The organism is Inquilinus sp. YAF38, assembly GCF_052113205.1.
Classification (GTDB): Bacteria; Pseudomonadota; Alphaproteobacteria; order DSM-16000; family Inquilinaceae; genus Inquilinus.
The window spans coordinates 1-23,015 of the sequence record NZ_JBFRCU010000012.1; the positions used below are offsets into that span (position 1 = coordinate 1).

At 69.6% G+C, this 23,015-nt stretch carries 22 protein-coding genes; 10 read left to right on the forward strand and 12 right to left on the reverse strand.

Annotation, left to right across the window (positions count from 1 at the left end; genetic code table 11):
• From AB4Z01_RS07630 to AB4Z01_RS07660, 7 genes are all read right to left on the reverse strand, one after another.
• Positions 1 to 387: ABC transporter ATP-binding protein (locus tag AB4Z01_RS07630; protein ID WP_441692155.1), on the reverse strand; the 387-nt coding region annotated here is incomplete at its 3' end.
• Between the two features lie 4 nt (positions 388 to 391).
• Positions 392 to 1,450 carry an extracellular solute-binding protein gene (locus tag AB4Z01_RS07635; protein ID WP_441692156.1) on the reverse strand — a complete coding sequence of 353 codons (1,059 nt, stop codon included), beginning with the start codon at positions 1,448 to 1,450 and terminating at the stop codon, positions 392 to 394.
• Positions 1,451 to 1,508: 58 nt separating this feature from the next.
• Complete coding sequence (locus AB4Z01_RS07640; protein ID WP_441692158.1) at positions 1,509 to 2,333, reverse strand: creatininase family protein; 825 nt, start codon at positions 2,331 to 2,333, stop codon at positions 1,509 to 1,511.
• A gap of 46 nt (positions 2,334 to 2,379) precedes the next feature.
• Positions 2,380 to 3,363 carry an ABC transporter ATP-binding protein gene (locus tag AB4Z01_RS07645; RefSeq protein ID WP_441692159.1) on the reverse strand — a complete coding sequence of 328 codons (984 nt, stop codon included), beginning with the start codon at positions 3,361 to 3,363 and terminating at the stop codon, positions 2,380 to 2,382.
• On the reverse strand, positions 3,360 to 5,204 hold the full coding sequence (locus AB4Z01_RS07650; RefSeq protein ID WP_441692161.1) for a dipeptide/oligopeptide/nickel ABC transporter permease/ATP-binding protein: 1,845 nt from the start codon (positions 5,202 to 5,204) through the stop codon (positions 3,360 to 3,362). The genes AB4Z01_RS07645 and AB4Z01_RS07650 overlap by 4 nt, the downstream gene beginning before the upstream one ends.
• Positions 5,201 to 6,154, reverse strand: coding sequence for an ABC transporter permease (locus AB4Z01_RS07655; protein WP_441692162.1), 954 nt, complete (start codon positions 6,152 to 6,154; stop codon positions 5,201 to 5,203). The genes AB4Z01_RS07650 and AB4Z01_RS07655 overlap by 4 nt, the downstream gene beginning before the upstream one ends.
• Positions 6,151 to 7,683 (reverse strand): ABC transporter substrate-binding protein, encoded by a 1,533-nt coding sequence (locus AB4Z01_RS07660; RefSeq protein WP_441692164.1) that lies wholly within the window; start codon positions 7,681 to 7,683, stop codon positions 6,151 to 6,153. Before AB4Z01_RS07660 ends, AB4Z01_RS07655 begins: the two co-directional genes overlap by 4 nt.
• 300 nt (positions 7,684 to 7,983) lie before the next feature.
• On the opposite strand from AB4Z01_RS07660, the gene AB4Z01_RS07665 reads away from it, so the two are divergent.
• Both AB4Z01_RS07665 and AB4Z01_RS07670 read left to right on the forward strand, forming a co-directional pair.
• Complete coding sequence (locus AB4Z01_RS07665) at positions 7,984 to 8,685, forward strand: FadR/GntR family transcriptional regulator (RefSeq protein WP_441692165.1); 702 nt, start codon at positions 7,984 to 7,986, stop codon at positions 8,683 to 8,685.
• A gap of 332 nt (positions 8,686 to 9,017) precedes the next feature.
• Positions 9,018 to 10,454 carry an FAD-binding oxidoreductase gene (locus AB4Z01_RS07670; protein ID WP_441692167.1) on the forward strand — a complete coding sequence of 479 codons (1,437 nt, stop codon included), beginning with the start codon at positions 9,018 to 9,020 and terminating at the stop codon, positions 10,452 to 10,454.
• 80 nt (positions 10,455 to 10,534) lie between these two features.
• Here AB4Z01_RS07670 and AB4Z01_RS07675 read toward each other — a convergent pair whose 3' ends face one another.
• From AB4Z01_RS07675 to AB4Z01_RS07695, 5 genes are read right to left on the reverse strand one after another with little or no spacing between them, the layout of a single operon-like run.
• Positions 10,535 to 11,290, reverse strand: a complete 756-nt coding sequence (locus AB4Z01_RS07675; RefSeq protein WP_441692168.1) for an ABC transporter ATP-binding protein — start codon at positions 11,288 to 11,290, stop codon at positions 10,535 to 10,537.
• Entirely contained in the window at positions 11,287 to 12,141 is an 855-nt protein-coding gene (locus tag AB4Z01_RS07680) for an ABC transporter ATP-binding protein (RefSeq protein ID WP_441692170.1), read from the reverse strand. Before AB4Z01_RS07680 ends, AB4Z01_RS07675 begins: the two co-directional genes overlap by 4 nt.
• Entirely contained in the window at positions 12,131 to 13,024 is an 894-nt protein-coding gene (locus AB4Z01_RS07685) for an ABC transporter permease (protein WP_441692171.1), read from the reverse strand. Before AB4Z01_RS07685 ends, AB4Z01_RS07680 begins: the two co-directional genes overlap by 11 nt.
• Complete coding sequence (locus AB4Z01_RS07690) at positions 13,024 to 14,049, reverse strand: ABC transporter permease (protein ID WP_441692172.1); 1,026 nt, start codon at positions 14,047 to 14,049, stop codon at positions 13,024 to 13,026. Before AB4Z01_RS07690 ends, AB4Z01_RS07685 begins: the two co-directional genes overlap by 1 nt.
• Positions 14,050 to 14,080: 31 nt before the next feature.
• Positions 14,081 to 15,673 carry an ABC transporter substrate-binding protein gene (locus AB4Z01_RS07695; protein WP_441692174.1) on the reverse strand — a complete coding sequence of 531 codons (1,593 nt, stop codon included), beginning with the start codon at positions 15,671 to 15,673 and terminating at the stop codon, positions 14,081 to 14,083.
• Between the two features lie 147 nt (positions 15,674 to 15,820).
• Between AB4Z01_RS07695 and AB4Z01_RS07700 the strand changes: the two genes are divergently transcribed.
• The 8 genes from AB4Z01_RS07700 (at position 15,821) to AB4Z01_RS07735 (ending at position 22,951) form a co-directional block, all read left to right on the forward strand.
• Entirely contained in the window at positions 15,821 to 16,561 is a 741-nt protein-coding gene (locus AB4Z01_RS07700) for a FadR/GntR family transcriptional regulator (RefSeq protein WP_441692175.1), read from the forward strand.
• A gap of 87 nt (positions 16,562 to 16,648) precedes the next feature.
• Positions 16,649 to 17,644, forward strand: coding sequence for a mannonate dehydratase (locus AB4Z01_RS07705; RefSeq protein ID WP_441692177.1), 996 nt, complete (start codon positions 16,649 to 16,651; stop codon positions 17,642 to 17,644).
• Between the two features lie 34 nt (positions 17,645 to 17,678).
• Positions 17,679 to 18,599: a 5-dehydro-4-deoxyglucarate dehydratase gene (gene kdgD / locus AB4Z01_RS07710; protein ID WP_441692179.1), complete on the forward strand. Its 921-nt coding sequence runs from the start codon at positions 17,679 to 17,681 to the stop codon at positions 18,597 to 18,599.
• Between the two features lie 231 nt (positions 18,600 to 18,830).
• On the forward strand, positions 18,831 to 19,598 hold the full coding sequence (locus tag AB4Z01_RS07715; protein WP_441692180.1) for an ABC transporter substrate-binding protein: 768 nt from the start codon (positions 18,831 to 18,833) through the stop codon (positions 19,596 to 19,598).
• Positions 19,595 to 20,116 carry an extracellular solute-binding protein gene (locus AB4Z01_RS07720; protein WP_441692182.1) on the forward strand — a complete coding sequence of 174 codons (522 nt, stop codon included), beginning with the start codon at positions 19,595 to 19,597 and terminating at the stop codon, positions 20,114 to 20,116. Before AB4Z01_RS07715 ends, AB4Z01_RS07720 begins: the two co-directional genes overlap by 4 nt.
• Positions 20,116 to 21,054 (forward strand): carbohydrate ABC transporter permease, encoded by a 939-nt coding sequence (locus AB4Z01_RS07725; protein ID WP_441692184.1) that lies wholly within the window; start codon positions 20,116 to 20,118, stop codon positions 21,052 to 21,054. Before AB4Z01_RS07720 ends, AB4Z01_RS07725 begins: the two co-directional genes overlap by 1 nt.
• A complete protein-coding gene (locus AB4Z01_RS07730; RefSeq protein WP_441692185.1) occupies positions 21,051 to 21,878 on the forward strand; it encodes a carbohydrate ABC transporter permease in 828 nt (275 codons plus the stop codon). Before AB4Z01_RS07725 ends, AB4Z01_RS07730 begins: the two co-directional genes overlap by 4 nt.
• Positions 21,879 to 21,940: 62 nt before the next feature.
• Positions 21,941 to 22,951 carry a LacI family DNA-binding transcriptional regulator gene (locus AB4Z01_RS07735; protein WP_441692187.1) on the forward strand — a complete coding sequence of 337 codons (1,011 nt, stop codon included), beginning with the start codon at positions 21,941 to 21,943 and terminating at the stop codon, positions 22,949 to 22,951.
• Positions 22,952 to 23,015 lie beyond the last annotated feature (64 nt).

Below are 23,015 nucleotides of genomic sequence, written 5' to 3' on the forward strand. Positions count from 1 at the left end.
GCGCCCGCCCAGCGCGCCGAGCCGCACCATGGCCAGCGCCTCCTCGACCCGGGCGGCGGCCTCGGCGCGCGGCACCCGCCGCTCCTCCAGCCCGAAGCCGACATTGCGCGCCACGCTGAGATGCGGGAACAGGGCGTAGGACTGGAAGACGTAGCCCATGTTGCGGCGGTGCGCCGGCTCGTGGGTGATGTCGGCACCGTCGACCCGGATGGTGCCGCCATCGGGCGCGATCAGCCCGGCCATCATCCGCAGCGTCGTGGTCTTGCCGCAACCGGACGGGCCGAGCAGCGCCACCGCCTCGCCCCGGCCGACGGTCAGCGTGACATCGTCGACCGCGACGAAGCCGCCATAGCGCTTGGCCAGGCCCTGCAGCTGGAGATAGCTCATCGGATCAGCCGGCCGAGATCACTTCGCGGCGCCAGCGGTTGTTCCACTTGTCGCGCACCTTGACGATCTCGCTCCAGTCGACCTCGATCATGCGGCTGCGGTTCTCCGGCGCGATGGCGGTGCGGGCCATCGCCTTGGGGTCGATCTGCGCCTTGCCGTTGGTCGGCGCGTAGAACACGCGCTCGGTGAAGGCCTTCTGCGCCTGCTGCGACAAGGCGTGGTTGATGAAGGCGACGGCGGTGGCGCGGTTCTTCGACCCGGCGGTCAGGTTGATGGTGTTGATCTGGAACACCGACCCCTCCGGCGGCAGCAGCGCGCCCAGCTTGCCCTGGGTCTCGTCGATCTTGCGCTGCGACCGGGCGTTCCAGCCGGTGGCGACGCGGACGATGCCGTTCTGGATCAGCGAGTAGCCGTCGGGATTGGGGTTCCAGGTGTTCACCGACGGCGCCAGCTCGGCCAGCTTCTTGATCGCCGCATCGATCGACTGCCGGTAGTCGCCGCCCAGCATCTTCTCCACCATCACGGTCAGGGCCAGGCCCTGGATGTTGGGCGGGGCGCTGATCCCCAGCAGCCCCTTGAGGTCCGGGCGCCACAGATCGGCCAGGCTGGCCAGGGGCGGCTTCAGGTTCACGGCGTCGGTGACCAGCACCAGATGGTCGAAGGTCACGGCCGGCCCGAACTCGCCGCCGGCGGCGCGGGCTTCAGGGACCAGCTCCTCCAGCGACGGCACCTCGGCCGGGCTCAGCTTGTCGAACAACCCCTCGGCGTTGCCGATGTTGGAGGCGGTGACGTCCAGGATGGTGACGTCGATCTGCGGATCCGCCTTCTGGGCGCGGATGTTGCCCAGCATCTCGGCCGAGGTGCCGCCCGGCGCGTAGACGACCTGCACGCCCGGGAAGGCCTGCTGGAACGGCTCGATGACGGTCTTGACGTAGTTGTCCTGGAAGGTGCCGTCGGCATAGGACATCAGCCGGATCTGGCCGGAAGGCGATTGGGCCCGGAGGATCGCCGGGGCCGCGAGGGTCGCGACCCCGGTCTGGAGCAGAAGACGGCGCGTCAGCATCTGGAAGCCCCCATTGTTGGCCCCGTTCGGGGCGGCGTTGATTGCGGCCCGGCCTGTCTCAGGCCGCGACCTTGTCGGCGAAATGCGCGACGAAGCGGGCGCAGATCTCGGTCAGCTTCTCGGTCAGCGCCGCGCCGGTCTCGGCCGAGCACAGCCGCGGATCGCCCTTGCCGACGCCGAGCGTGTAGACCTCGTCATACTGGTTCGGCATGCCGATCTCGGCGCCGTCGAAGCTGGCGGTGCCGAGCCCGGTGAAGGGCAGGTCCAGCACCGGGTCGCGCTTCGCCGGCCGCTCCGTCGGCATCATCTCCGGGCGCATCAGCTCCGGGAACAGGTGCAGGCCGATGCTGGTCAGCGGGTCGGCGCCGTGACCGGCCACCTTGGCGGAGACCTCGGCCCCGACGATGCCGGGCAGCAGGCCATAGCCGATGCGCCACAGATACAGGCTGGGCAGCACCGTGCCGTCGCGCAGGTACAGGCTGCGCGCCACCTCGGCGATCGGCCCGACATTGCCGCCATGGCCGTTGATGACGACCAGCCGGGTCAGGCCGGTCTTGTGCAGCGACGACACCATGTCGGTGATGACGCTGGTCAGGGTCGACTGCGACAGGGCGATGCCGCCGATCATCGGGCCGAACCAGTCGACGCCGCCATAGGGCAGCACCGGCGCCACCAGGGTCCGGATGCCGCGCTGGCTGGCGCGGATGGCCGCCAGCTCGGCGATCTTCTCGGCCAGCAGGTAGTCGCCCATCGGCGCGTGCGGCCCCTGGTCCTCATGGCTGCCCATCGGCAGCAGGATCACCGGGTTCTGCGCCAGGGTCTCGCGGGCCTCGCCGCCCGTGATGGTGCCCAGATGCACCTTCGGTTCCGTCTTCGCGGCCAAAGCTCTTACTCCTCGTCGGCAGATCGGTGGGCGGGCCGGATCGTCATCAGGCGATCTCCTCGGCCCGGATGCAGGCGACACGGCGGGCCTCGCCGTGGGGGCGCAGCTCCGGCACCGTCTCGGCGCAGGCCGGCCGCGCATGGGCGCAGCGGGTGCGGAAGACACAGCCGGAGGGTGGGTTGGACGGGCTCGGTGGGTCGCCAGCCAGCAGGATCCGGCCGGCGCGGCGGTCGGGCCGCAACTGCGGCGTCGCCGAGATCAAAGCGCGGGTGTAGGGGTGGGCCGGGCTGGTGAACACGGCCTCGGCCGGGCCTTCCTCCATCACCCGGCCGAGATACATCACCATCACCCGGTCGCACAGGTGCCGCACCACCGGCAGGTCGTGGCTGATGAACAGCATGGCCAGGCCCAGGTCGCGCCGCAGCTCGGCCAGCAGCTGCACGATCTGGGCCTGGATCGAGACGTCCAGCGCCGACACCGGCTCGTCCGCGACCAGGAAGTCCGGCCCGCTGGCGAGGGCGCGCGCCAGACCGATGCGCTGGCGCTGGCCGCCGGAGAATTCATGCGGGTAGCGCTGCGCATAGCTGGGGTCGAGGCCGACCCGCTCCAGCATCCCCGCGACACGATCGGCGCGCTGCCCGGCATCGCCGACGCGGTGGATGGCCAGGCCGTCGGCGACCTGGGCGCCGACCCGGCGGCGCGGGTCGAGGCTGCCATAGGGGTCCTGGAACACGATCTGCATGCGCCGGCGCAGCGCCCGCCACTCGCGGCCGGAGGGGCGGCCCAGCGGCTGGCCGTCGAAGCTGACCGTCCCGCCGCTGGCGGGCATCAGCCCCAGCATCAGCCGGCCCAGCGTGCTCTTGCCCGATCCGGATTCGCCGACCACGCCCAGCACCTCGCCGCGGGCCACGCCGGCATCGACCGCGCGCACCGCCTGCACCGCCCGGCCGCGCCGGAACAGGCCGCCGGTGTGGAAGACCTTGGACAGGCCCCGGGCCTCGACCAGCGGCGTCGCCGAGGGATGGGTCATGCCGCGGCCTCCGTCCCGTTCGCCAGTTCCTGCCAGCGGATGCAGCGGGTCCGATGCCCCGCCCGCGCCTCGTCCAGCGGCACCGGCGCCGCCGTGCAGGCTGCGACGGCATGGCTGCAGCGCGGCGCGAAGCGGCAGCCGGCCGGGAAGGCATGGGGCTGCGGCACCACGCCGGGAATGCCGGCGGGCTGGCCGTCGCCATCCGGCGTCGCCGCCAGCAGGGCGCGGGTGTAGGGGTGCAGGGGAGCGGCGAACACCGCGGCGGCGTCGCCCTGCTCGACCACCTGCCCGGCATACATCACCGTGACCCGATCGGCGATCTCGGCGACGACGCCCAGGCTGTGGGTGATGAAGATCATCGCCGTGCCGGTCTCGCGCTGCAGCTCGGCCAGCAGCTCCAGGATCTGGGCCTGGACGGTGACGTCCAGCGCCGTGGTCGGCTCGTCGGCGATCAGCAGGCCCGGGCGGTTCGCTAGCGCCATGGCGATCATGACGCGCTGGCGCATGCCGCCCGACAGCTCGTGCGGCCAGGCGTCCAGCCGCCGCTCCGGATCGGCGATGCCGACGCGGCGGAACAGGCCCAGCGCCTCGGCCCGCGCCGCCTTGGCCGACATCCGGCGATGGGCGCGGATCGCCTCGGCCACCTGGTCGCCGACCCGGTGCACCGGGTTCAGGCTGCTCATCGGGTCCTGGAACACCATGGCCATGGCGCCGCCGCGCAGTGCCCGCAGCGCCGGCTCGTCCAGCCGCAGCAGGTCGCGCTCGCCCAGCCAGGCGGCGCYGGCGACCGGCCGCGCCGCCGGCGGCAGCAAGCCCATCAGCGCGGTGGCGGTCACCGATTTGCCGGAGCCGCTCTCGCCGACGATGGCCATGGTCTCGCCGGGGCGGACCGAGAACGAGACATCCTCGACCGGCCGGATGATGCCGCGCGCGGTGGCGATCTCGACGGTCAGGCCCTGCAGGTCCAGCACGGCATCGGTCCGTGCCGGCGGCGGCAGCAGCCCGGGCAGCATGCGGTCGATCAGGCGCGGCCGGGGGCGGGCGGCCGGGGTGCGCGGGTCGACCGCGTCGCGCAGCCCGTCGCACAGCAGGTTCATCGCCAGGATGGTCAGGCTCAGCGCCGCGCAGGGCCACAGCAGCAGCAGCGGCGACTGCTCCATGGTGGCGCGGGCGCCGCGGATCATCAGGCCCCAGGACGGGGCGGGCGGCACCACGCCGAGGCCGAGGAAGGACAGGCCGCTCTCCAGCACCACCGCGGCGGCGACGGCCAGCGACAGCTGCACCAGCACCGGCCCGGCGATGTTCGGCAGCACGGTGCGCAGCAGGATCCGGCCGGTCGGGGCGCCCAGGGCGCGCACCGCCTCGACATAGTCATGGCTGCGGGCCGATAGCACCTCGGCATAGGTGACCCGGGCGAAGCCGGGCAGGTACAGCACCGACAGGACCAGGATCAGCGTGCCGGCGCCGGGTCCGAGCAGGGTGACGACCAGCAGCGCCAGCAGCACCGGCGGGAAGCACAGGATGATGTCCATGCTGCGCACCGCCAGCAGCTCGCCGATGCCGCGGAACCAGCCGCCTACCAGCCCCAGCGCGGTGCCGAGGATGCCGGCGATCGCGGCGGCGGCGAAGGCGACGCCCAGGCTGGTGCGGGCGCCCCAGATCAGGCGGGACAGGACGTCGCGGCCGAACTCGTCACGCCCCAGCGGCGATCCTGGCATCGGCCCGGCCAGGCGCTGGGCGATGTCCTGCTTGACCGGGTCCGCCAGGCCCAGCCACGGCGCCAGCAGCGCCAGCAGGATGACGGCGGCGACCAGCGCGCCCGGGAGCCACAGGCGCTTCATGCCGCGCGGATCCGCGGATCGAGCACGGCGTAGAGCATGTCCATCGCCAGGTTGATCAGCAGGAACAGGCCGGAGACGGTGAGGACGATCCCGACCACCATCGGATAATCGCGCGCCTCGACTGCGTGCAGCAGCGGCGTCGACAGGCCGGGCCAGTTGAAGACGTATTCGACCAGCACCGTGCCGCCCAGCATGGTGCCCATCTGCAGGCCCAGCACGGTCAGCACCGGGCTCAGCGCGTTGCGCACGACGTGGTGAACCAGCACCCGGGCGGGGGACAGGCCCTTGGCCCGGGCGGTGCGGACATAGTCGCGCGACAGGGCGTCCAGCACCGAGGACCGCGTCATCCGAAACACGATCGCGGTCAGGCCCTTGGCGATGGCGATCGCCGGCAGGGCCAGCAGGGTCAGGTGCTTCATCGGATCCTGGGCCAGCGGCACGAAGCCGCCGGCCGGCATCAGGCGCAAGGCCTGGGCCATCAGCAGGATCAGCAGGGTGCCGACCACGAACACCGGCACCGCCAGCAGCAGCGCGGCGAGGCCGGAGGCGATGCGGTCGAAGGTTCCGCCACGGTGCATCGCGGCGTAGGTGCCGGCCGGGATGCCGAAGATCACGGCCAGCAGCGCCCCGGCGGCGATCAGCTCCAGCGTGCGCGGCAGGCGCAACGCGATCTCCTGCGCCACCGGATAATCGTCGACCAGGGAGTTGCCCAGGTCGCCCCGCGGCAGGCCGGACAGGAAGTCGAGATACTGGTCGGCCAGCGGCCGGTCGAGGCCCAGCTTCTCGCGCAGCTCGGCCACCGTGGCCGGGTCGGGGGCGATGCCGCCGGTCGACAGCAGCAGCTCCGCCGGGTCGCCGGGCACCATGTGCAGCGCCAGGAACACGATCGTGGCGACGATCCAGGCCAGGGCCAGCGACGTTCCGATGCGGCGGAGCAGCCCGGCGATCATCCGAACATGGTCTCCTCGAGCGTCGCGCCGGAGGAGGTGGTCAGCGCGCCGGGCAGGTTGGTGAAGCCGGTGAGGCGCCGGTCCAGGCCGTAGCCCTGCGACCGCCAGGCCAGCCCGGCCAGCGGCACCTCCTCGAGGGCGGCGCGCTGCATCTCCTTGTAGATCTCGACCCGCTTGGCCGGGTCGAACTCGCCCCGGCCACGGGCCAGCGCGTCGACGGTCCTCGGCGCCTTGAGGCCGAAGGAGCGGCCATGGGTCGGCGCCAGCGAGGTGTCGAGCACCCCGGTCAGCCCGTCGGGGTCGTTGTTGTCGGCGGCCAGACCGTGGATGGCGATGTCGTACTGGCCCTTGGTGCCGCGGGCGACGCGGGTCGACCAGTCCGGCAGCTGCAGCTCGCACTGGATGCCGATGGCGGCGAGATGCTGCTGCACCACCTCGGCGGTGTCCTTGTGCATGCCGTACTGGGCGGTGGCCAGCAGCGTGGTCTGGAATCCGTCCGGATGCCCGGCTTCGGCCAGCAGCGCCTTGGCTCGGGCGGGGTCGTAGGCCCAGCCATGCGCCAATTCGTCGTCGTGCCACGGCGTGCCGGCGGTGATCGGTACCCCTTCCAGCGGCTTGCCGCGGCCGAAGAAGGCGGCCTTGACGATGTCCTCGCGCTTCACCGCATGGGCAATCGCCCGGCGCACGCGCGGATCGTCGAAGGGCGGCCGGGTGGCGTTGAACAGCACGCACATGAACGGCCCCTCGACCGTGTCGAGCCTGAGCCGCGGGTCGGCTTCGACCGCACCCATCGACTGCCAGGGCACGTATTCGATCATGTCGACATCGCCGCTCTGCAGCGCCGCGACGCGCAGGTTCTCGTCGGCATAGACGGTGAAGCGGATGCCCTTCAGCTTGGGGTAGCCCGGCTTGTAGAACTTGTCGAAGGCGGCCAGTTCGATCGAGGTGCCGCGCTCCTGCCCGGCCAAGCGGAACGGCCCGGCGCCGATCGGCTCGCTCGGCGTCGAGTTCCGCGACAGCACGAAGGTGTTGTAGTTGGCGAACCAGGCCGGCAGCGTCGCCGTCGGCGTCTTGGTCACCAGGCGGACGGTCTGCGGGTCGGGGATCTCGATGCGCGCGATGCCCTGGAACTGGGTGCGCATATAGGCGGTCGAGGTCTCGCCGGCGATCTGCTCGATCGACCATTTCACGTCGTCGGCGGTGACCGGGTCGCCGTTCTGGAAGACGCAGCCGGGGCGCAGCTTGAACACCCAGGCGCCCTCGTCGTCGACCGACCAGGATTCGGCCAGCTCGCCGCGCAGCTGGCCCTTGCTGTCATAGCCGACCAGGCTGCGGTGCAGCATCAGCTTCACTGTGCCGGCGGCCGCGCCGGTGCTGACCCAGGGCTGCAGGTTGGGCGGAAAGGCCGACAGACCGTAGCGCAGGATGCCGTCGGCCGACTGGGCCCGTGCCGGCAGCGAGAGGCCCGGCAGCGAGAGGAGGGGCAAAGAAAGCCCGGCCCCCAGCAGCGCGCGGCGCGTCGTGGTCATGCAGCTTCTATCCCCGACCATGGTGCCATCCCCTGTTTTGGCGCGCGGGCGGCATGGCCCGCGGCCGAGATGTCGATTTTTGCCCGATGTGGTCCGGGCTCTTGTTTTTGACATCTATCCGGCTGAAAATTACATGTCAACTGACATGTGGGCGAAGCGGTGCAGTCCGCCCGAGACAACGAGGAAGGCTTGAAGCCGCGCGATCGTGCCATTTTCCGGAACGGCCGGGCTTTGAGCTTCCCGGCATAACGTGTAACCTCACTTGCAAACAATCAGGCCCGCAGGCGGCAAAGGGTTCCGGTGTCCCAACGTCCAAGACTGAGCGATATCCTGTATGGCGACATGCTGGGGCGGATCCAGCGCGGCCAGTTTCCGGGGGACGGCAAGCTGCCGTCCGAGAAGGAGCTGAGCCAGAGCTTCGGCGTGTCCCGGCCGATCGTGCGCGAGGCCCTGCGCCGGCTGCGCGAGGAGGGGCTGATCCAGTCCCGCCAGGGCGCCGGCAGCTTCGTCGTCGGCGTGGCCGAGCCGCCGCCGCGGCTGGCGAATGGCGGCCAGGGCATCCAGACGATCTCGGATGTCCGGCGCATCTACGAGTTCCGCGTCGCGCTGGAGGGCGAGGTCGCCTACGCCGCCGCCCTGAACCGCAACGAGGCGCTGCTGGCCGCGGTGAAGGGCGAGCTCGACGCCATCGACCAGGCGATCCGCACCGGCAAGATCGGCGTGCAGCAGGACAGCGACTTCCACACCGCGATCGCCCGGGCGACGCAGAACCAGTATTTCGAGGCGGCGCTGGCCGCGGTGCGGCCGCATCTCGACTATGTCATCGACCTCGCGCGCAGCTTCTCGATGCTGCATTCGGCCGGGCACCTGGCGATGGTCCAGCGCGAGCATGCGGCGGTGTATGAGGCGATCCGCGACGGCGATGCGGTCAAGGCGCGCGAGGCGATGCAGGCCCATATCCGCAACGCGCAGGAACGGGTGTTCGACGGCATCCACCTGTAGCGGCGGCCGCGGCGGCCGGCGACCCGGTTGCCTGACAAGTGGCGGCCCGAAGCGGCTCTTCGGCGATAGTTGTCAGGGGCCAGGCAATCCCGCCTCCGGCCGGTCGGGCAAGGCGACTCGGACTATTTATTTACGACAAATCAACGGGTTGACGACGATCAATCCAAGCGGCTGCAGTTTGCTTGTCTGAAAAAAGCATAAGTTGACAAGTTCGGCGGTGACAACGCAGAGTCGGCAGGCGGCGGCCCCGGCTGCCGTATCCGTCCTGCGGGGCGGGCCCGACCGGCAGGGAGGCCGGCCGCCGCCCGGGCCCGCGCCGGGAGAGCCTGCGAGTGAACGACACCCATCTGCAAGCCCTGGGGGCGGTGCTCGGAGAGCGCGGCCTGCTCGCGGCGCCCGATGACCTCTCCGCCTATGAGACCGGCGCCCGCTACGACCACGGCCGCGCTGCCTTCGTCGCCCGCCCGGCGACCACGGCCGAGGCCTCCGCCGTCGTCGCCCATTGCGTGCGCCACGGCATCCGGCTGGTGCCGCAGGGCGGCAACACCGGCCTCGTCGCCGGCTCGACGCCCGACCCCGGCGGGGCGCAGGGCGTGCTCAGCCTCGACCGATTTACGGGTCCGTTAGACGTGGACGTGGCGAACCGCAGCGCCACCGTCGGCGCCGGCCTGCGCCTGTCCGCCCTCAATCAGGTGCTGGCGCCGCACGGCCTGACCCTGCCGATCGATCTAGGGGCCGACCCGATGGTCGGTGGCATGGTCGCGACCAACACCGGCGGCGCGCGGTTCATCCGCTACGGCGACATGCGCCGGCACGTGCTGGGGCTGGAGGTCGTGCTGCCCGACGCGCAGGGCACCGTGCTCGACCTGATGCGGCCGCTGCGCAAGAACAACACTGGGCTCGACCTCAAGCAGCTCTTCATCGGCACCGGCGGCGCCTACGGCCTAGTCACCCGCGCGGTGCTGGAGCTGCGCCGCCTGCCGCAGCAATCGGCCACGGCCATCCTGGTGCCGCGCGATGATGATTCGGTGATGACGCTGCTGACCGCGTTCGAGGAGCGGGTCGGCGACCATCTTGCGGCGTTCGAGGGCCTGTCGGGCGCCGCGGTCGAGCTGGCGCTGAAGCACCATGAGCGGCTGCGCAACCCGTTCGCGCCGAATCCGCCGCCACCCTTCTGCATCCTGGTCGAGATCGAGCGCTCCTGGGCCGCGCGGGAGCAGGAGCCGTCGATCGATGCCCTGATGGAGCAGGCGCTGACGGAGATCTGGGACCTGCCAGGCGCCCCGCTGGCCGACGCCATGCCGGGCCGCGGCTCTGACTTCTGGGCCCTGCGGCATGTGCTGAGCGAGAGCCTGGCGGCGGAGGGCCGGGTGGTCGCCTTCGACCTCGGCTTCGCCCGCGCCGACGTGATGCCGTTCCGCCGGGCGATGACCGAGATGCTGGCGCAGCGGTTCCCGGAGGCGCGGATCTGCGATTTCGGCCATGTCGGCGATGGGGGCGTGCACTTCAACCTGGTGCTGCCGCGCGACTCCGCCCTGGCGCGCGACCCGGCGCCGCTGCGCGAGCTGGTGTTCGGCGAGGCGGCCGGGCGCTTCGGCGGCAGCTTCAGCGCCGAGCACGGCATCGGCCGGGCCAACGTGGCGTTCTATGAGCGCTTCGTCGCCGACCGTGAGCGCGGCCTCGCCGGGGCGATCCAGGATCTGGTCGCTCCGGGCGGCCTGGGCGCGGTGGACTTCCGCGCCGCGGCAGCGTCGAAGGGGCCATCGTAGCTGCAGGTGACGGAGGTTGGGAGAAACAGCACGCCGTCCGCGTCACGTGTGGCTCGAGCAAATCGCGCAACTGCCGCCGGTCAGAGGAAGCTGTTCGCGATCAGCTCCTGGGTGTAGGGCGCGGCGACGGTGCGGGCGCGCAGCGCGTCGGAGGACAGCTCCTCGATGCAGGCTCCGTCCTTCATCACCAGCACCCGGTCGCACATCTGGCCGACCACGGCGAGGTCGTGGCTGACGAAGACATAGGTCAGCCTGTGCTCCTCACGCAGCGCCATCAGCAGGTTCAGGATCTCGGCCTGGATCGAGACGTCGAGGGCCGAGGTCGGCTCGTCCAGCAGCACGATCGACGGCCGCAGGGCCAGCGCCCGGGCGATGGCGACGCGCTGCCGCTGGCCGCCCGACAGCTCATGCGGATAGCGGTCGGCGAAGCGGGCGGGCAGGCCGACCCGCGCCAGGGCGCCGGGGACATGGTCCCACGGGTCCGGCAGGCCCATGGCGATCAGCGGCTCGGCCAGGGCACGGCCGATGCGGTGCCGCGGATGTAGCGACCCGTAGGGGTCCTGAAACACCATCTGCACCCGGGCCAGCTCGTCGCGGCCGCGCTTCGGCTGGACCGGCTTCCCTGCCAGCTCGATCCGGCCGGTCCAGCGCTGCTCCAGCCCGGCGAGGGACCGCAGCACCGTCGACTTGCCGCAGCCGGATTCGCCGACGATGCCCAGCGCGCCGCCGGGCTCGACCGCGAAGGACACGCTCTTCACCGCATGCGCGGTGCCGCGGCGGGACTGGAAGCGGACATCGAGATCCGCGACCCGGACCATCGCCTCGCCGGAACTCATCGGGCGGCCTCCTCGAAGGCGGCGAGTCTCGCCCGGTCGATCACCGGCAGCCGGTGCGGCCGCGGGCCGTCGAAGCCGGGCATCGAGGCGATCAGGCCCCGCGTATAGGGATGCGCGGCCTCGTCGAGCGAGCGCAGCTCCTCGACCACCCGGCCGGCATACATGACGAGAATACGGTCGCAGAAGCGCGCCACCATGCGGATGTCGTGACTGATCAGGATCAGGCCGGAGCCGTTCTCCCGCACCAGCCCGTCCAGCAAGGTCAGCACGTCCTGGCGCACGCTGACGTCGAGCGCCGAGGTCGGCTCGTCGGCGATCACCAGCTTCGGCTTGTTCAGCAGCATCATGGCGATCATGGCGCGCTGGCCCATGCCGCCCGAGATCTCGTGCGGGTACAGCGCCATGGTCCGTTCCGGATCGCGGATCCGGACATGGCCCAGCATCTCCAGCGCCGCCTTGCGCGCCGCCCGGCCGCCCAGCTTCAGATGGACCCGCGCCGATTCCGCGATCTGCGCCCCGATGGGCTTCACCGGGTTCAGCGAATAGCGCGGGTCCTGCAGGATCAGGGCCATGTCGCGGCCGCGGATCCGGGTCAGCTCGCGCTCGCGCAGGGCCAGCAGGTCGCGGCCCATGAAGCGCAGCGTGTCGGCCTGCACCTGCGCGCCCTTCGGCTGCAGCCGCATGATCGCGCGCCCGGCCGTCGACTTGCCGGAGCCGGATTCGCCCACGATGCCCAGCCGCTCGCGGCCCAGCGCGAAGCTGACGTCGCGCACCGCCCGGACGGCATAGGCGCCGTGGCCGAAGGTCACCGACAGGTTCTCCACCTGAAGCATGGGGGCGTCAGCGGGCATGGCGGGGATCCAGCACGTCGCGCAGGGCGTCGCCCAGCAGGTTGAAGGCCAGGCTGGTCGCCAGGATCGCCAGGCCGGGCATCACCGAGACCCACCAGGCGTCGAGCATGAATTTGCGGCCGCTGGAGATCATCGCCCCCCATTCCGGCGCCGGCGGCTGGGCGCCGAGGCCGAGGAAGCCGAGGCCCGCCGCGGTCAGAATGACCCCGGCCATCGACAGGGTCAGGCGGACGATGACCGACGGGATGCACATCGGCATCACATAGAGGCCGATCAGGCGGAGGTGCGAGGCGCCGTACAGCCGCGCCGCGGCGATGTATTCGGCCTGGCGCACCACCAGCGTCTCGGCCCGCGCCAGCCGGGCGATCGACGGCCAGGCGGTCAGCGAGATGGCGACGATCGCGGTGCCCAGCCCGGCGCCCAGCGCCGCCGCGAAGGCCAGGGCCAGCACCAGCGACGGGAAGGACAGGACGATGTCGGTGGCCCGCATCAGCACGGCATCGACATGCCCGCCGCAATAGCCGGCGACGACGCCGATGAGGAGGCCGATCGGGCCGATGATCAGCGTCACCGTGCCGACGATCTGTAGCGTGATCCGGCTGCCCCAGACCAGCCGGCTGAAGATGTCGCGACCGAGCTCGTCGGTGCCGGCGAGATGGCCCCAACCGGGCGGCTGCAGCACGTTGTTGAGGTTCTGCACGGCCGGGTCGTAGGGGGCGATCCAGGGCGCCAGCAGGGCGATGACCACCAGGAATCCGATGACGGCCAGCCCGGCCATGCCCAGCTTCTCGCGCCGGAAGCGACGGATCTGGACCGACCAGGCGCCGCCGGCGGCCGGTTCGGCCGCGATTGGCACGATCGGCTGCTCTGCCTGCATCGACATCAGCGGGCCTCCCGTGTGCGGGGGTCGAGCGCCAGATAGGCGGCGTCGGCGAGGACGTTGAGGATCATGAAGATCAGGCCGATCAGCAGGGTGCAGGCCAAGATGGCGTTCATGTCGCCGATCATCAGCGCGTTGGTCATGTACTGGCCGATGCCGGGCCAGGAGAACACGATCTCCACCAGCACCGCCCCCTCCAGCAGATGGCCGTAGGAGATCGCCAGGATGGTGACCAGCTGCACCGCGATGTTCGGCAGGATGTGGCCCCAGACCACGGCCGGCAGCCGCAAGCCCTTGGCTCGGGCGGCGATAATGTAGTCCTGGCCCAGCTGCTCCAGCGTGAAGCTGCGGGTCATGCGGACGATATAGGCCATCGCGGCATAGGCCAGGATGCAGGCCGGCAGGATCAGGTGGCTCAGCGCGTTCCAGAAGATCTCGTGCTCGCCGGCCAGCAGGCTGTCGATCAGGATGGCGCCGGTCCGCGGCTCGACGATGTCCTCGTAGAACACGTCGATCCGGCCCGGCCCGCCGACCCATTGCAGCCCGGCATAGAACACGATCAGCCCGACGATGCCGAACCAGAACACCGGCAGAGAATGGCCCAGCAGGGCCAACACCCGGGCGATCTGGTCCAGGAGCGTGTCGCGGTACAGCGCCGCCAGCAGGCCGAGCGGCACGCCGACGGCGACACTGAGGATGATGGCCAGCGTCGCCAGCTCCAGCGTCGCCGGGAAGGCTGCGGCCAGGTCCGACGCAACCGGGTTGCCGGTCAGCACCGCGGTGCCCAGGTCGCCCTGGGCCATGTTCTTCAGATAGACCCAGAACTGCTCGGGGATCGGCAGGTCGAGGCCCATCTTGGCCCGCATCGCCGCATAGGCCGCCGGGTCCGCCAGCTCGCCGACGATGGCGCCCACCGGATCGGACGGCATCAGCCGCCCGATCACGAAGGTGAGGCACAGGAGGACCAGAAGGCTGAGAGCCAGGCTGAAGACGCGGCGCAGCAGCTTGAGCGGCAGGTCGCGGGTCATGTCGTCTCCCATCCGCCGGTCCGCATCGCGGTCACTCGGCCTTCTTGCTGACGATATCCAGCCGGACGCCGCGGAAGCCCTGGCCGATGAAGTTCTCGACATTGGCCGCCACCACCACCGGCGCGAATCGCTCGAACATCGGCAGGATCGCCGGGCCGCTGGCCAGGAACTGCTTCTGGATCTCGGTGTACAGGGCCTCGCGCTTGGCGCGGTCTTCCTCGCCGCGGGCCTGCACCGTCAGCTTGGTCAGCTCCGGGATGTCCCAGGCCGACCGCCAGGTGAAGTAGCCGGAATTGCCGGTCGGGCTGTTGTCCGGGTTGTAGGTGAAGTTCTGCAGCGACCCGATCGGATCGGCCATGTTGCCGCCGCCGGTCAGCGGCATCAGCAGGTCGAACTCCCGGGCGCGGTGGGAGGCGATGATCTGGCTGCCATTGCCCTGCTCGATCGAGACTTTGATGCCGATCTGGGCCAGCGAGGCCTGGATCGCGGTGGCCAGGTCGACGCGCGGGGTCTCGGCGATCGTCTTCAGCACCAGCGGGAAGCCGTCCGGAAAGCCGGCCTTGGCCAGCAGCTCCTTGGCCTTGGCGACGTCCAGCGTATAGCCCGGGTCGGGCAGGGCGGTCGGATAGTTCTCCGGCACCGGCACCTGGCGGACCCGGCCGTACGGGCCCATGATCGTCTTCTGCATGCCGGCATAGTCCAGGCCCCAGGCGATGGCGCGGCGGACATCTGGGTTGGCCAGGTACTGGTTCTGCGTGTTCATCGCCAGCACGTAGAAGCCGCCGGTCGGCACCCGCTGGGTGACAAAGCCGGCCTTGCCGTCGAAGGCGGCGATGTCCGAGGCGGCCAGCGCCGTCGCCACGTCGATGTCGCCGCGCTCCAGCAGCAGGCGCTGCACCTGGCTTTCCGCGACGTGGCGCAGCACCACCCGCTTCATCGCCGGCGCGCCGCCCCAGAAGGCGTCGTTGCGGTCCATCAGGATGATCTCGTTCGGCGACCAGCGGCGCAGCACGAACGGGCCGGACCCGGCGGAGTTGGCGCGCAGCCACGCATTGCCGAAATCGTTGTTGGCCTCGTGCTTGGTGGCCTCGGCCTTGTCGATCACGGCGCCGTTGTTGCCCGACAGGGCGAACAGCACGAATTCGGCGATCGTGCCCTCCGGCAGCTTGAGGCGGAAGGTCTTCGGGTCGACCACCTCGAGGAAATCGTCGATGTTCTTTTCGTCATAGCCGTAGGGCTTCCACAGCGACGCGGCGGCTTGGTTCAGCTTCAGCATGCGCCGCAGCGACCACGCCGCATCCTCGGCCGTGACCGGATTGCCGCTGGCGAATTTGGCGTCGCGCAGATGGAAGACGATGGACCGGCCGTCGACCTCCCAGCTTTCGGCCAGCTGCGGCACCAGCTTGGTCGCGTCGTTCGGATCGGTCGAGACCAGGCGGTCGTAGATGTTTGAGGTGATGATCCAGGAACCGGATTCGGTGGCCTGTCCCGGATCCAGCGACAGCACCTGCGCCAGCGACGCCCCGATCACCAGCTGGTCCGCCGGTGTTTTGGCCGCGGCGGTGCCGCAGACCGGCACCAGTGCGACCGCCAGGGTCAGCAGCCTTCTACCCCATTTCCCCATGGTCCGGGCCTCCCTAATTTTATATGATGTCTGTTGTCTGATGACTTATCATTGCCGATCTTGACTTCGCAAGAGTCAAATGTGTGACTGCCGTCGGACGGATGGGCGGAGGGCACGCCCCCAACGAAGAAGCGATCAGGAGGAGCGGTGCCGAACCCAATTGGAGCCGAAGCGGGGCCGCCACGGCGTCGCGAGAAGCTGGCCACCGCAGTCGCCGAGGCCTTGCGCAGCCGGATCGCCAACGGCGCTTTGCCGGTCGGCGCCAGGCTGCCGACCGAGCAGCGCCTGATCGACGAATTCAACGTCAGCCGGACCGTGGTGCGCGAGGCGATCGCCGAGCTGCGGGCCAAGGGGCTGGTCGAGCCGCGCCAGGGCGTCGGCGTGTTCGTGACGACGGGGGCGGAGCCCGAGCCCGGCCTCCTGTCGGGCGACTTCACCCGGCTGTCAGAAGTGTTGGAATTGCTCGAGTTCCGCATGGGGGTGGAGATCGAGGCGGCTGGCCTGGCGGCGCAGCGCCGGTCGTCGCGGCAGGAGGCCGAGATCCTGCTGGCGCATGACCGGATGATCGCTGCGGTCGATATCGGCGGCAGCGCTGTCGATGCCGATTTCGGGCTGCACCTGGCAATCGCCGCGGCCACCAACAACCACTTCTACACCGACGTCCTGACCTATCTCGGCAAGCGCACCATCCCGCGCAGCCGGCTGGGCGAATCGGCCGAGGCGACCACCGGCTATCTGCGCAAGGTGATCGTCGAGCATGCCAGGATCATCGAGGCGATCGAGCGCCAGGATCCGGATGGCGCCCGCCTGGCGATGCGCCACCACCTGACCGAAAGCCAGCGCCGCTACCGCGCCCTGGGCGGGTTGCCGGCCGACGCCGAATCCTGACCAGTGTCGCCGCGTTCCGGCTTGTCATCAGTCATATGATGTCATATTAGCTCAGCCAACAAAGCCGATAGCAGGGAGGGTGCGGGCATGTATCTCGGAACGCAGAACGGGGTTCGAGACGACGACGACTACCGGGTCATGGCCCAGCTCGGCGTCCGCCACCTCAACGACAACCCGCCCGGCAACCCGCATGACTGGTCGCTGGACGTGCTGCTGCGCCATCGCGAAAAGCTTGAGAGCTTCGGCCTGGTGCTCGACATGGTGCAACTGCCGCTCGGTTCCCGCCCGATCGAGCAGTCGGACAGTCCCGACATCCTGTCGGCGGGCCCGGACCGCGACCGCCAGATCGACTCGATCTGCCGGCTGATCGAGAACTTGGCCAAGGCCGGGATTCCAGCCGCCAAGTACAACCTCAACATCATCGGCATCCCGCGCACGCCGGACGAGCCGGGGCGCGGCGGGTCGCTGAACGCCTCCTTCCGCTGGGACAAGGCCGACCACGACGCGCCGCCGACGGTGATCGGCACCCTGTCCGAGGATGAGAACTGGGAGCGCATCGACTATTTCCTCGAGCGCGTGATCCCGGTCGCCACGGCGAACCGGATCCGGCTGGCCTGCCATCCGCACGACCCCTACACCCCGCCCGGCTATCGCGGCGTCACCCGGGTGCTGGGCACGGTCGAGGGGCTGAAGAAGTTCGTGCTGATGCGCGAGAGCCCCTATCACGGCCTCAACTTCTGCCAGGGCTCGATCGGTGAGATGCTCGAGAACCCGGGGAAGGAGATCGACGACGTGATCCGCTGGTTCGGCAGCCGCGGCAAGATCTTCAACGTCCATTTCCGCAACATCCGCGGCGGCAAGCTCTCCTTCATGGAGACGTTCCCGGATGAGGGCGACATGGACATGTGGCGGTCGATGAAGCTCTACGCCGAGCTCGGCTACCCCTACATGGTGATGCCGGATCATGTGCCGACCATCAGCGGCCGCGACCCGGAAGGCGTCGCCTTCGCCTTCTGCTACGGCTACATCGCCGCCCAGCTCCAGGCGCTGAGCGAGCTCTATCCGGGGTCCGTGACCCGCTGATCCGACCGCCCGCCGATCCGACAACGAGGCCTTCATGGATCCCCAGCAGCTCAAAGGGGCCCTGTCCGCAGGGCTCCTGTCCTTCCCCGTGACCCATTTCGATGCCGATTTCCGCTTCGACCGCGCCGGCTACGAGGCGCATGTCGGCTGGCTCGGCGGCTTCGACGCCGCGGTGCTGTTCGCCGCCGGCGGCACCGGCGAGTTCTTCTCGCTGACCCCGGCCGAGGTGCCGCAGGTGGTGCGCGCGGCGAAGGACGCTGCCGGGTCCACGCCGATCGTCTCCGGCTGCGGCTACGGCACCCACACCGCGGTCGAGATCGCCCGGGCCGCCGAGGCGGCGGGGGCCGACGGCACCCTGCTGCTGCCGCCCTATCTGATGACGGCGGAGCAGGCGGGCCTCTACGCCCATGTCAAGGCGGTGTGCGACGCGGTCGGCATCGGCGTCATCGTCTACAACCGCGACAATGCGGTGCTGTCGGCCGACACCATCGCCCGGCTGTGCGATGCCTGCCCGAACCTGGTCGGCTTCAAGGATGGCCACGGCCAGGTCGATCTGGTGCTGGAGATCACCCGCCGGATGGGCAGCCGCCTGGCCTATATCGGCGGCATGCCGACGCATGAGGTGTTCGCGGCCCCCTATTTCGCCGCCGGCGTGACCACCTATTCCTCGGCCGTGTTCAACTTCGTGCCGGAGCTGGCGCAGCGCTTCTACCGCGCCCTGCGCGACGGCGACACGGCGACCACCGACGCGCTGCTGCGCGACTTCTACTATCCGCTGCTGGCGATCCGGAACCGCGGCAAGGGCTATGCCGTGTCGATCATCAAGGCCGGGCTGACCGTGCTCGGCCGCTCCGCCGGCCCGGTGCGCCCGCCGCTGACCGACCTGAAGCCGGAGGAGATGGCGCAGCTGCGCGACCTGCTGGCCCGGCACGCGGAGATCCTGGCGCCGGCCTGAGGCGATCAGGTCCTCACGGAAGGACCGACGGCAATAGCGCTTTTCCGATAATGTAAACCGATCTACACTTCCCTGTGACCCATCCAGAAGAGGGGGCAGGGAGGACGAGGTCCGGGCGCCAGGCACCGCGCGATCTCGGACGGTCGACGCCGGACGCCGCGGCCCATGCCGGCGTTTCCGCGGCCCTCCCATCTGATGCCCTGTCGGACGGATCAGAAGGGAGAGAACGCCATGAGCCTCCTCCGGCCGCTCCTGCTCGCCGCGGTCTCCGTCGGCCTCGCTTTTGCTGCGCCCGCCCGGGCCGACACCGTCAGCCTGACCTTCCTGGTCGACAACGCCCCGTCCACGGTGAAGGTCGCCGAGACCCTGGCGACGGAGTTCACCGCCCGGAATCCCGACATCGAGATCGAGGTCGAGACCCGGCCGGGCGGGGCGGAAGGCGACAACCTGATCAAGACCCGGCTGGCGACCGGCGACATGACCGATGTGTTCCTCTACAATGCCGGGTCACTGTTCCACGCCATCAATCCGGAGCAGACCCTCGTCGATCTCACCGACGAGCCGTTCCAGGCCGACGTGCTCGACATCTTCAAGGGTGTGGTCAGCGCCAACGGCCGGGTCTACGGGGCGCCGATCCAGGGCGCCATGGGCGGCGGCATCCTCTACAACAAGAAGATCTACGCCACCCTCGGCCTGTCGGTGCCGAAGAGCTGGGCCGAGTTCATGAACAACAACGCGGCGATCAAGGCCAAGGGCGGCATTGCGCCGGTGATCCAGACCTTCAAGGACACCTGGACCTCGCAGCTCTTCGTGCTTGGCGATTTCTACAACGTGCTGAAAGCCGAGCCGGACTTCCTCGAGCGCTACACCGCCAACAAGGCGAAATTCGCCACCAGCCCCGCGGCCCTGAAAGGCTTCCAGCACCAGGAGGAAGTGTTCAAGGCGGGCTACCTCAACCCCGACTTCGCCTCCGCCACCTATGACGACGGCTGCGCATGATCGCCAAGGGCGAGGGCGCGCATTATCCGATGCTCACCAACGCCGTCGGCAACATCCGCGAAAACTACGGCGAGTTCATCGACGATGTCGGCTTCTTCGCCATGCCGGGGGACGACCCGGACGCCAACGGCCTGACCACCTGGATGCTCGCGGGCATCTACATCCCGAAGAGCACCGAGCATCTCGACGAGGCCAGGAAGTTCGTCAACTTCATCGCCTCGAAGGAAGGATGCGAGGCGCAGACCAGGGCCATCGGCGCCACCGGCCCCTATTTCCTGAAGAGCTGCGTCCTGCCGGCGGACATCCCGCCGATCGTCTCCGATCTGCTCGGCTATTTCGGCAAGGACGGCGCCACTGCGCCGGCGCTGGAGTTCCTGTCGCCGATCAAGGGCCCGGCACTGGAGCAGATCACGGTCGAGGTCGGCTCCGGCATCCGCCCCGCCGCCGACGGCGCGGCGCTCTATGATGAGGACGTGCGCAAGCAGGCGCTGCAGCTTGGCCTGTCCGGCTGGGAGTGATGCTGCCCGAAACCAGCCCGCCCGGCCCCGCCTCGTCGGCGGCCATGGCGCGACGCTCCCGCTCCTCCCCGTCCCGGCGCCGCCGCGGCAACGCTTATCCGCTGTGGTTCCACCTGCCCGCCGCGATCGTCTTCGGCACGCTGTTCCTGGTGCCGACCCTGGCGTCGCTGTTCTTCAGCCTGACGCGGTGGACGCTGTTCAGCTACGCCTTCATCGGGCTCGACAACTTCCGGCAGTTCTTCCGCGAGCCGTTCCTGTTCCAGGGCATTACCAACACGCTGATCTACGCCGCTGTCACCTCGGGCCTCAAGGTGGTGCTGGGGCTGCTGCTCGGGCTGTTGCTGACGGCGCCGATCTTCGGGCGCGACCTGCTGCGGGCGATCGTCTTCTTCCCCGTCCTGGTCTCGACCATCGGGGTCGGCATCGCCTTCTCGGTGATGATGCATCCCACCAGGGGGCTGATCAATGTGGGGCTGTCGCTGTTCGGGCTGCAGGGGCCGGCCTGGCTCACCGACCCCGACCTGGCGCTGCTGTCGGTGGCCCTGGTCGATGTGTGGAAGGGCGTTGGCCTGGCCACGGTCATCTATATCGCCGGCCTGGTCTCGATCCCACGGGACTACCACGAGGCGGCGAAGATCGACGGCGCCGGCCCGTTCGACCGCTTCCGCCACATCACCCTGCCGCTGATCCGCCCGGCGACGGCCACCGTGATCATCCTGTCCTTCATCGGCGGCCTGCGGTCCTTCGACCTGATCTGGGCGATGACGAGCGGCGGGCCGGGCTTCACCTCCGACGTGATCGCCTCGGTCATCTACAAGCAGTACCAGGCCGGCTTCTACGGCCTCTCCACCGCCGGCAACGTGGTGCTGTTCCTGCTGGTGGCGCTGCTGGTCGTGCCGCTGTCGCTGTACCTCAACCGCCGGGAGGTCGAGGCATGAGCCGGGCCCGCTACTATGGCTGGGGCATCGCGGCGCTGCTGGTCTCGGCCCTCGTCTTCCTCGTGCCCTTCGCCTTCATCGTGGTGACGGCGCTGAAGGACAAGCAGGAGGCCGCGCTGCTGCAGTTCACCTGGCCGGAGACGATCCGGCTCTGGGACAACATCCGCGAGGTGGTGTCGACGCGGAACCACATGCTGCTGACCGCCTTCGTCAACAGCACCATCTTGATGGTCGCCAGCGTGACGCTCCTGGTGGTCTTCGCCGCCATGGTCGGCTTCGTGCTGCAGCGGCGGCTGTCGCGCTGGAACGGGGTGATCAACCTCCTCGTCTTGACCGGGCTGATCATGCCGCCGGCGGTGGTGCCGACGATCTGGGTGATGCAGTCGCTCGGGTTGTTCAAGACGCTGTCGGGCCTGATCCTGATCGAGGTCGCCTACGGCCTGTCCTTCTCGATCCTGCTGTTCCGCGCCTTTATTGCGACGATCCCGCGCGACCTGGACGAGGCGGCGATCATCGACGGCGCCAGGCCGCTGCAGCTGTTCTTCCGGGTCATCCTGCCGCTGCTGAAGCCGGTCGTCGTCACCACCATCGTCGTGCAGTCGGTCGCGATCTTCAACGACTTCACCAACCCGCTCTACTACCTGCCGGGGGCGCAGAACGCGACGGTGCAACTGACGCTCTACAATTTCCAGAGCCAGTTCAACACGTCGTTCAACCTGCTGTTCATGAACATCCTGATCATCACCATCCCGCCTTTGGTGATGTTCCTGTTCTTCAACCGGCAGATCGTCGAGGGCATGACTTCGGGGGCCGTCAAAGGCTGACCAGTTGTCCGGACGCGCGCGCCGGAATAGACCGATGCGTGCTGCCGTGCGGGGATCGTCGATTGAGCAAGCGTGCCACCATCCAGGATGTCGCCGACCGGGCCGGGGTCTCGCGCGCCGCCGTGTCGAAAGTGCTGCGCAACGCCTACGGCCTGTCCGACGAGATGCGCCGCCGGGTCGAGGCGGCGATGCGCGAGCTGGCCTACCGGCCGCAGATGGCGGCGCGGGGCCTGCGCGGGTCGACCGACACGCTCGGCGTCCTGATGTCGGACATCCGCAACCCGTTCTTCCCGGACATCTTCGACGGCGTCGTCGCCCGGCTGAAACAGACGAAGTACCAGCCGCTGCTGGGTGTCCGCCCCTCGGCCGACGCGACCGAGCGCAGCCTGATCGAGACCATGCTCGACCGCAATCTGGATGGGCTGGTCATGATCGGGCCGCATCTCGAGCGCGACTATCTGGTCGAGGTCGCGCGGGACGTGCCGGTCGTGGTGATCGGATGGCACGACAGCGGCGGCGGCTTCGACACCGTCAACAACGACGACCGCGCCGGCGCCGCCGCCGTGGTCGACCATCTGGTCGCGGCGGGCCACCGCCGCATCGGCTTCCTCGGCCTCGAGGAAAGCGGCGCCCGCGGGACCAATTCCGCGACCGTGCGCCGCGAAAGCTATATCGAGGCCATGGCGTGCCACGGCCTGGAGGCCACCATCGTCGACAGCCGGTGGAGCCCCGATTCTCTGCATGAACGCGACCTCGCCGCCGGATGGCTGGCGCGGCCGGATCGGCCGACGGCGATCTTCGCCTGGACCGACAAGGTGGCCATCGCCGTGCTGGCGGCGGCGGACCAGCTCGGCCTGCGCGTGCCGGACGACCTCGCCGTCGTCGGCTACGACAATTCCTGGGTCGCGGGCCTGCTGCAGATCTCGCTGACATCGGTCGACCAGGACGCGGTCACGCTGGGGCGGAAGGCGACGGATCTGTTAATCGACCGGATCGATGGGCGGCGGAGCGAGATCCACGCCGTGACGGAGCCTCGACTGATCGTGCGCCGATCCACCAATTCCGATCGGTAGCGGGCGCGGAAGCCTGATTTCCGGTTGCGCCGGCCAAGGGAATGGTGAAGCATGTGTAGATCGG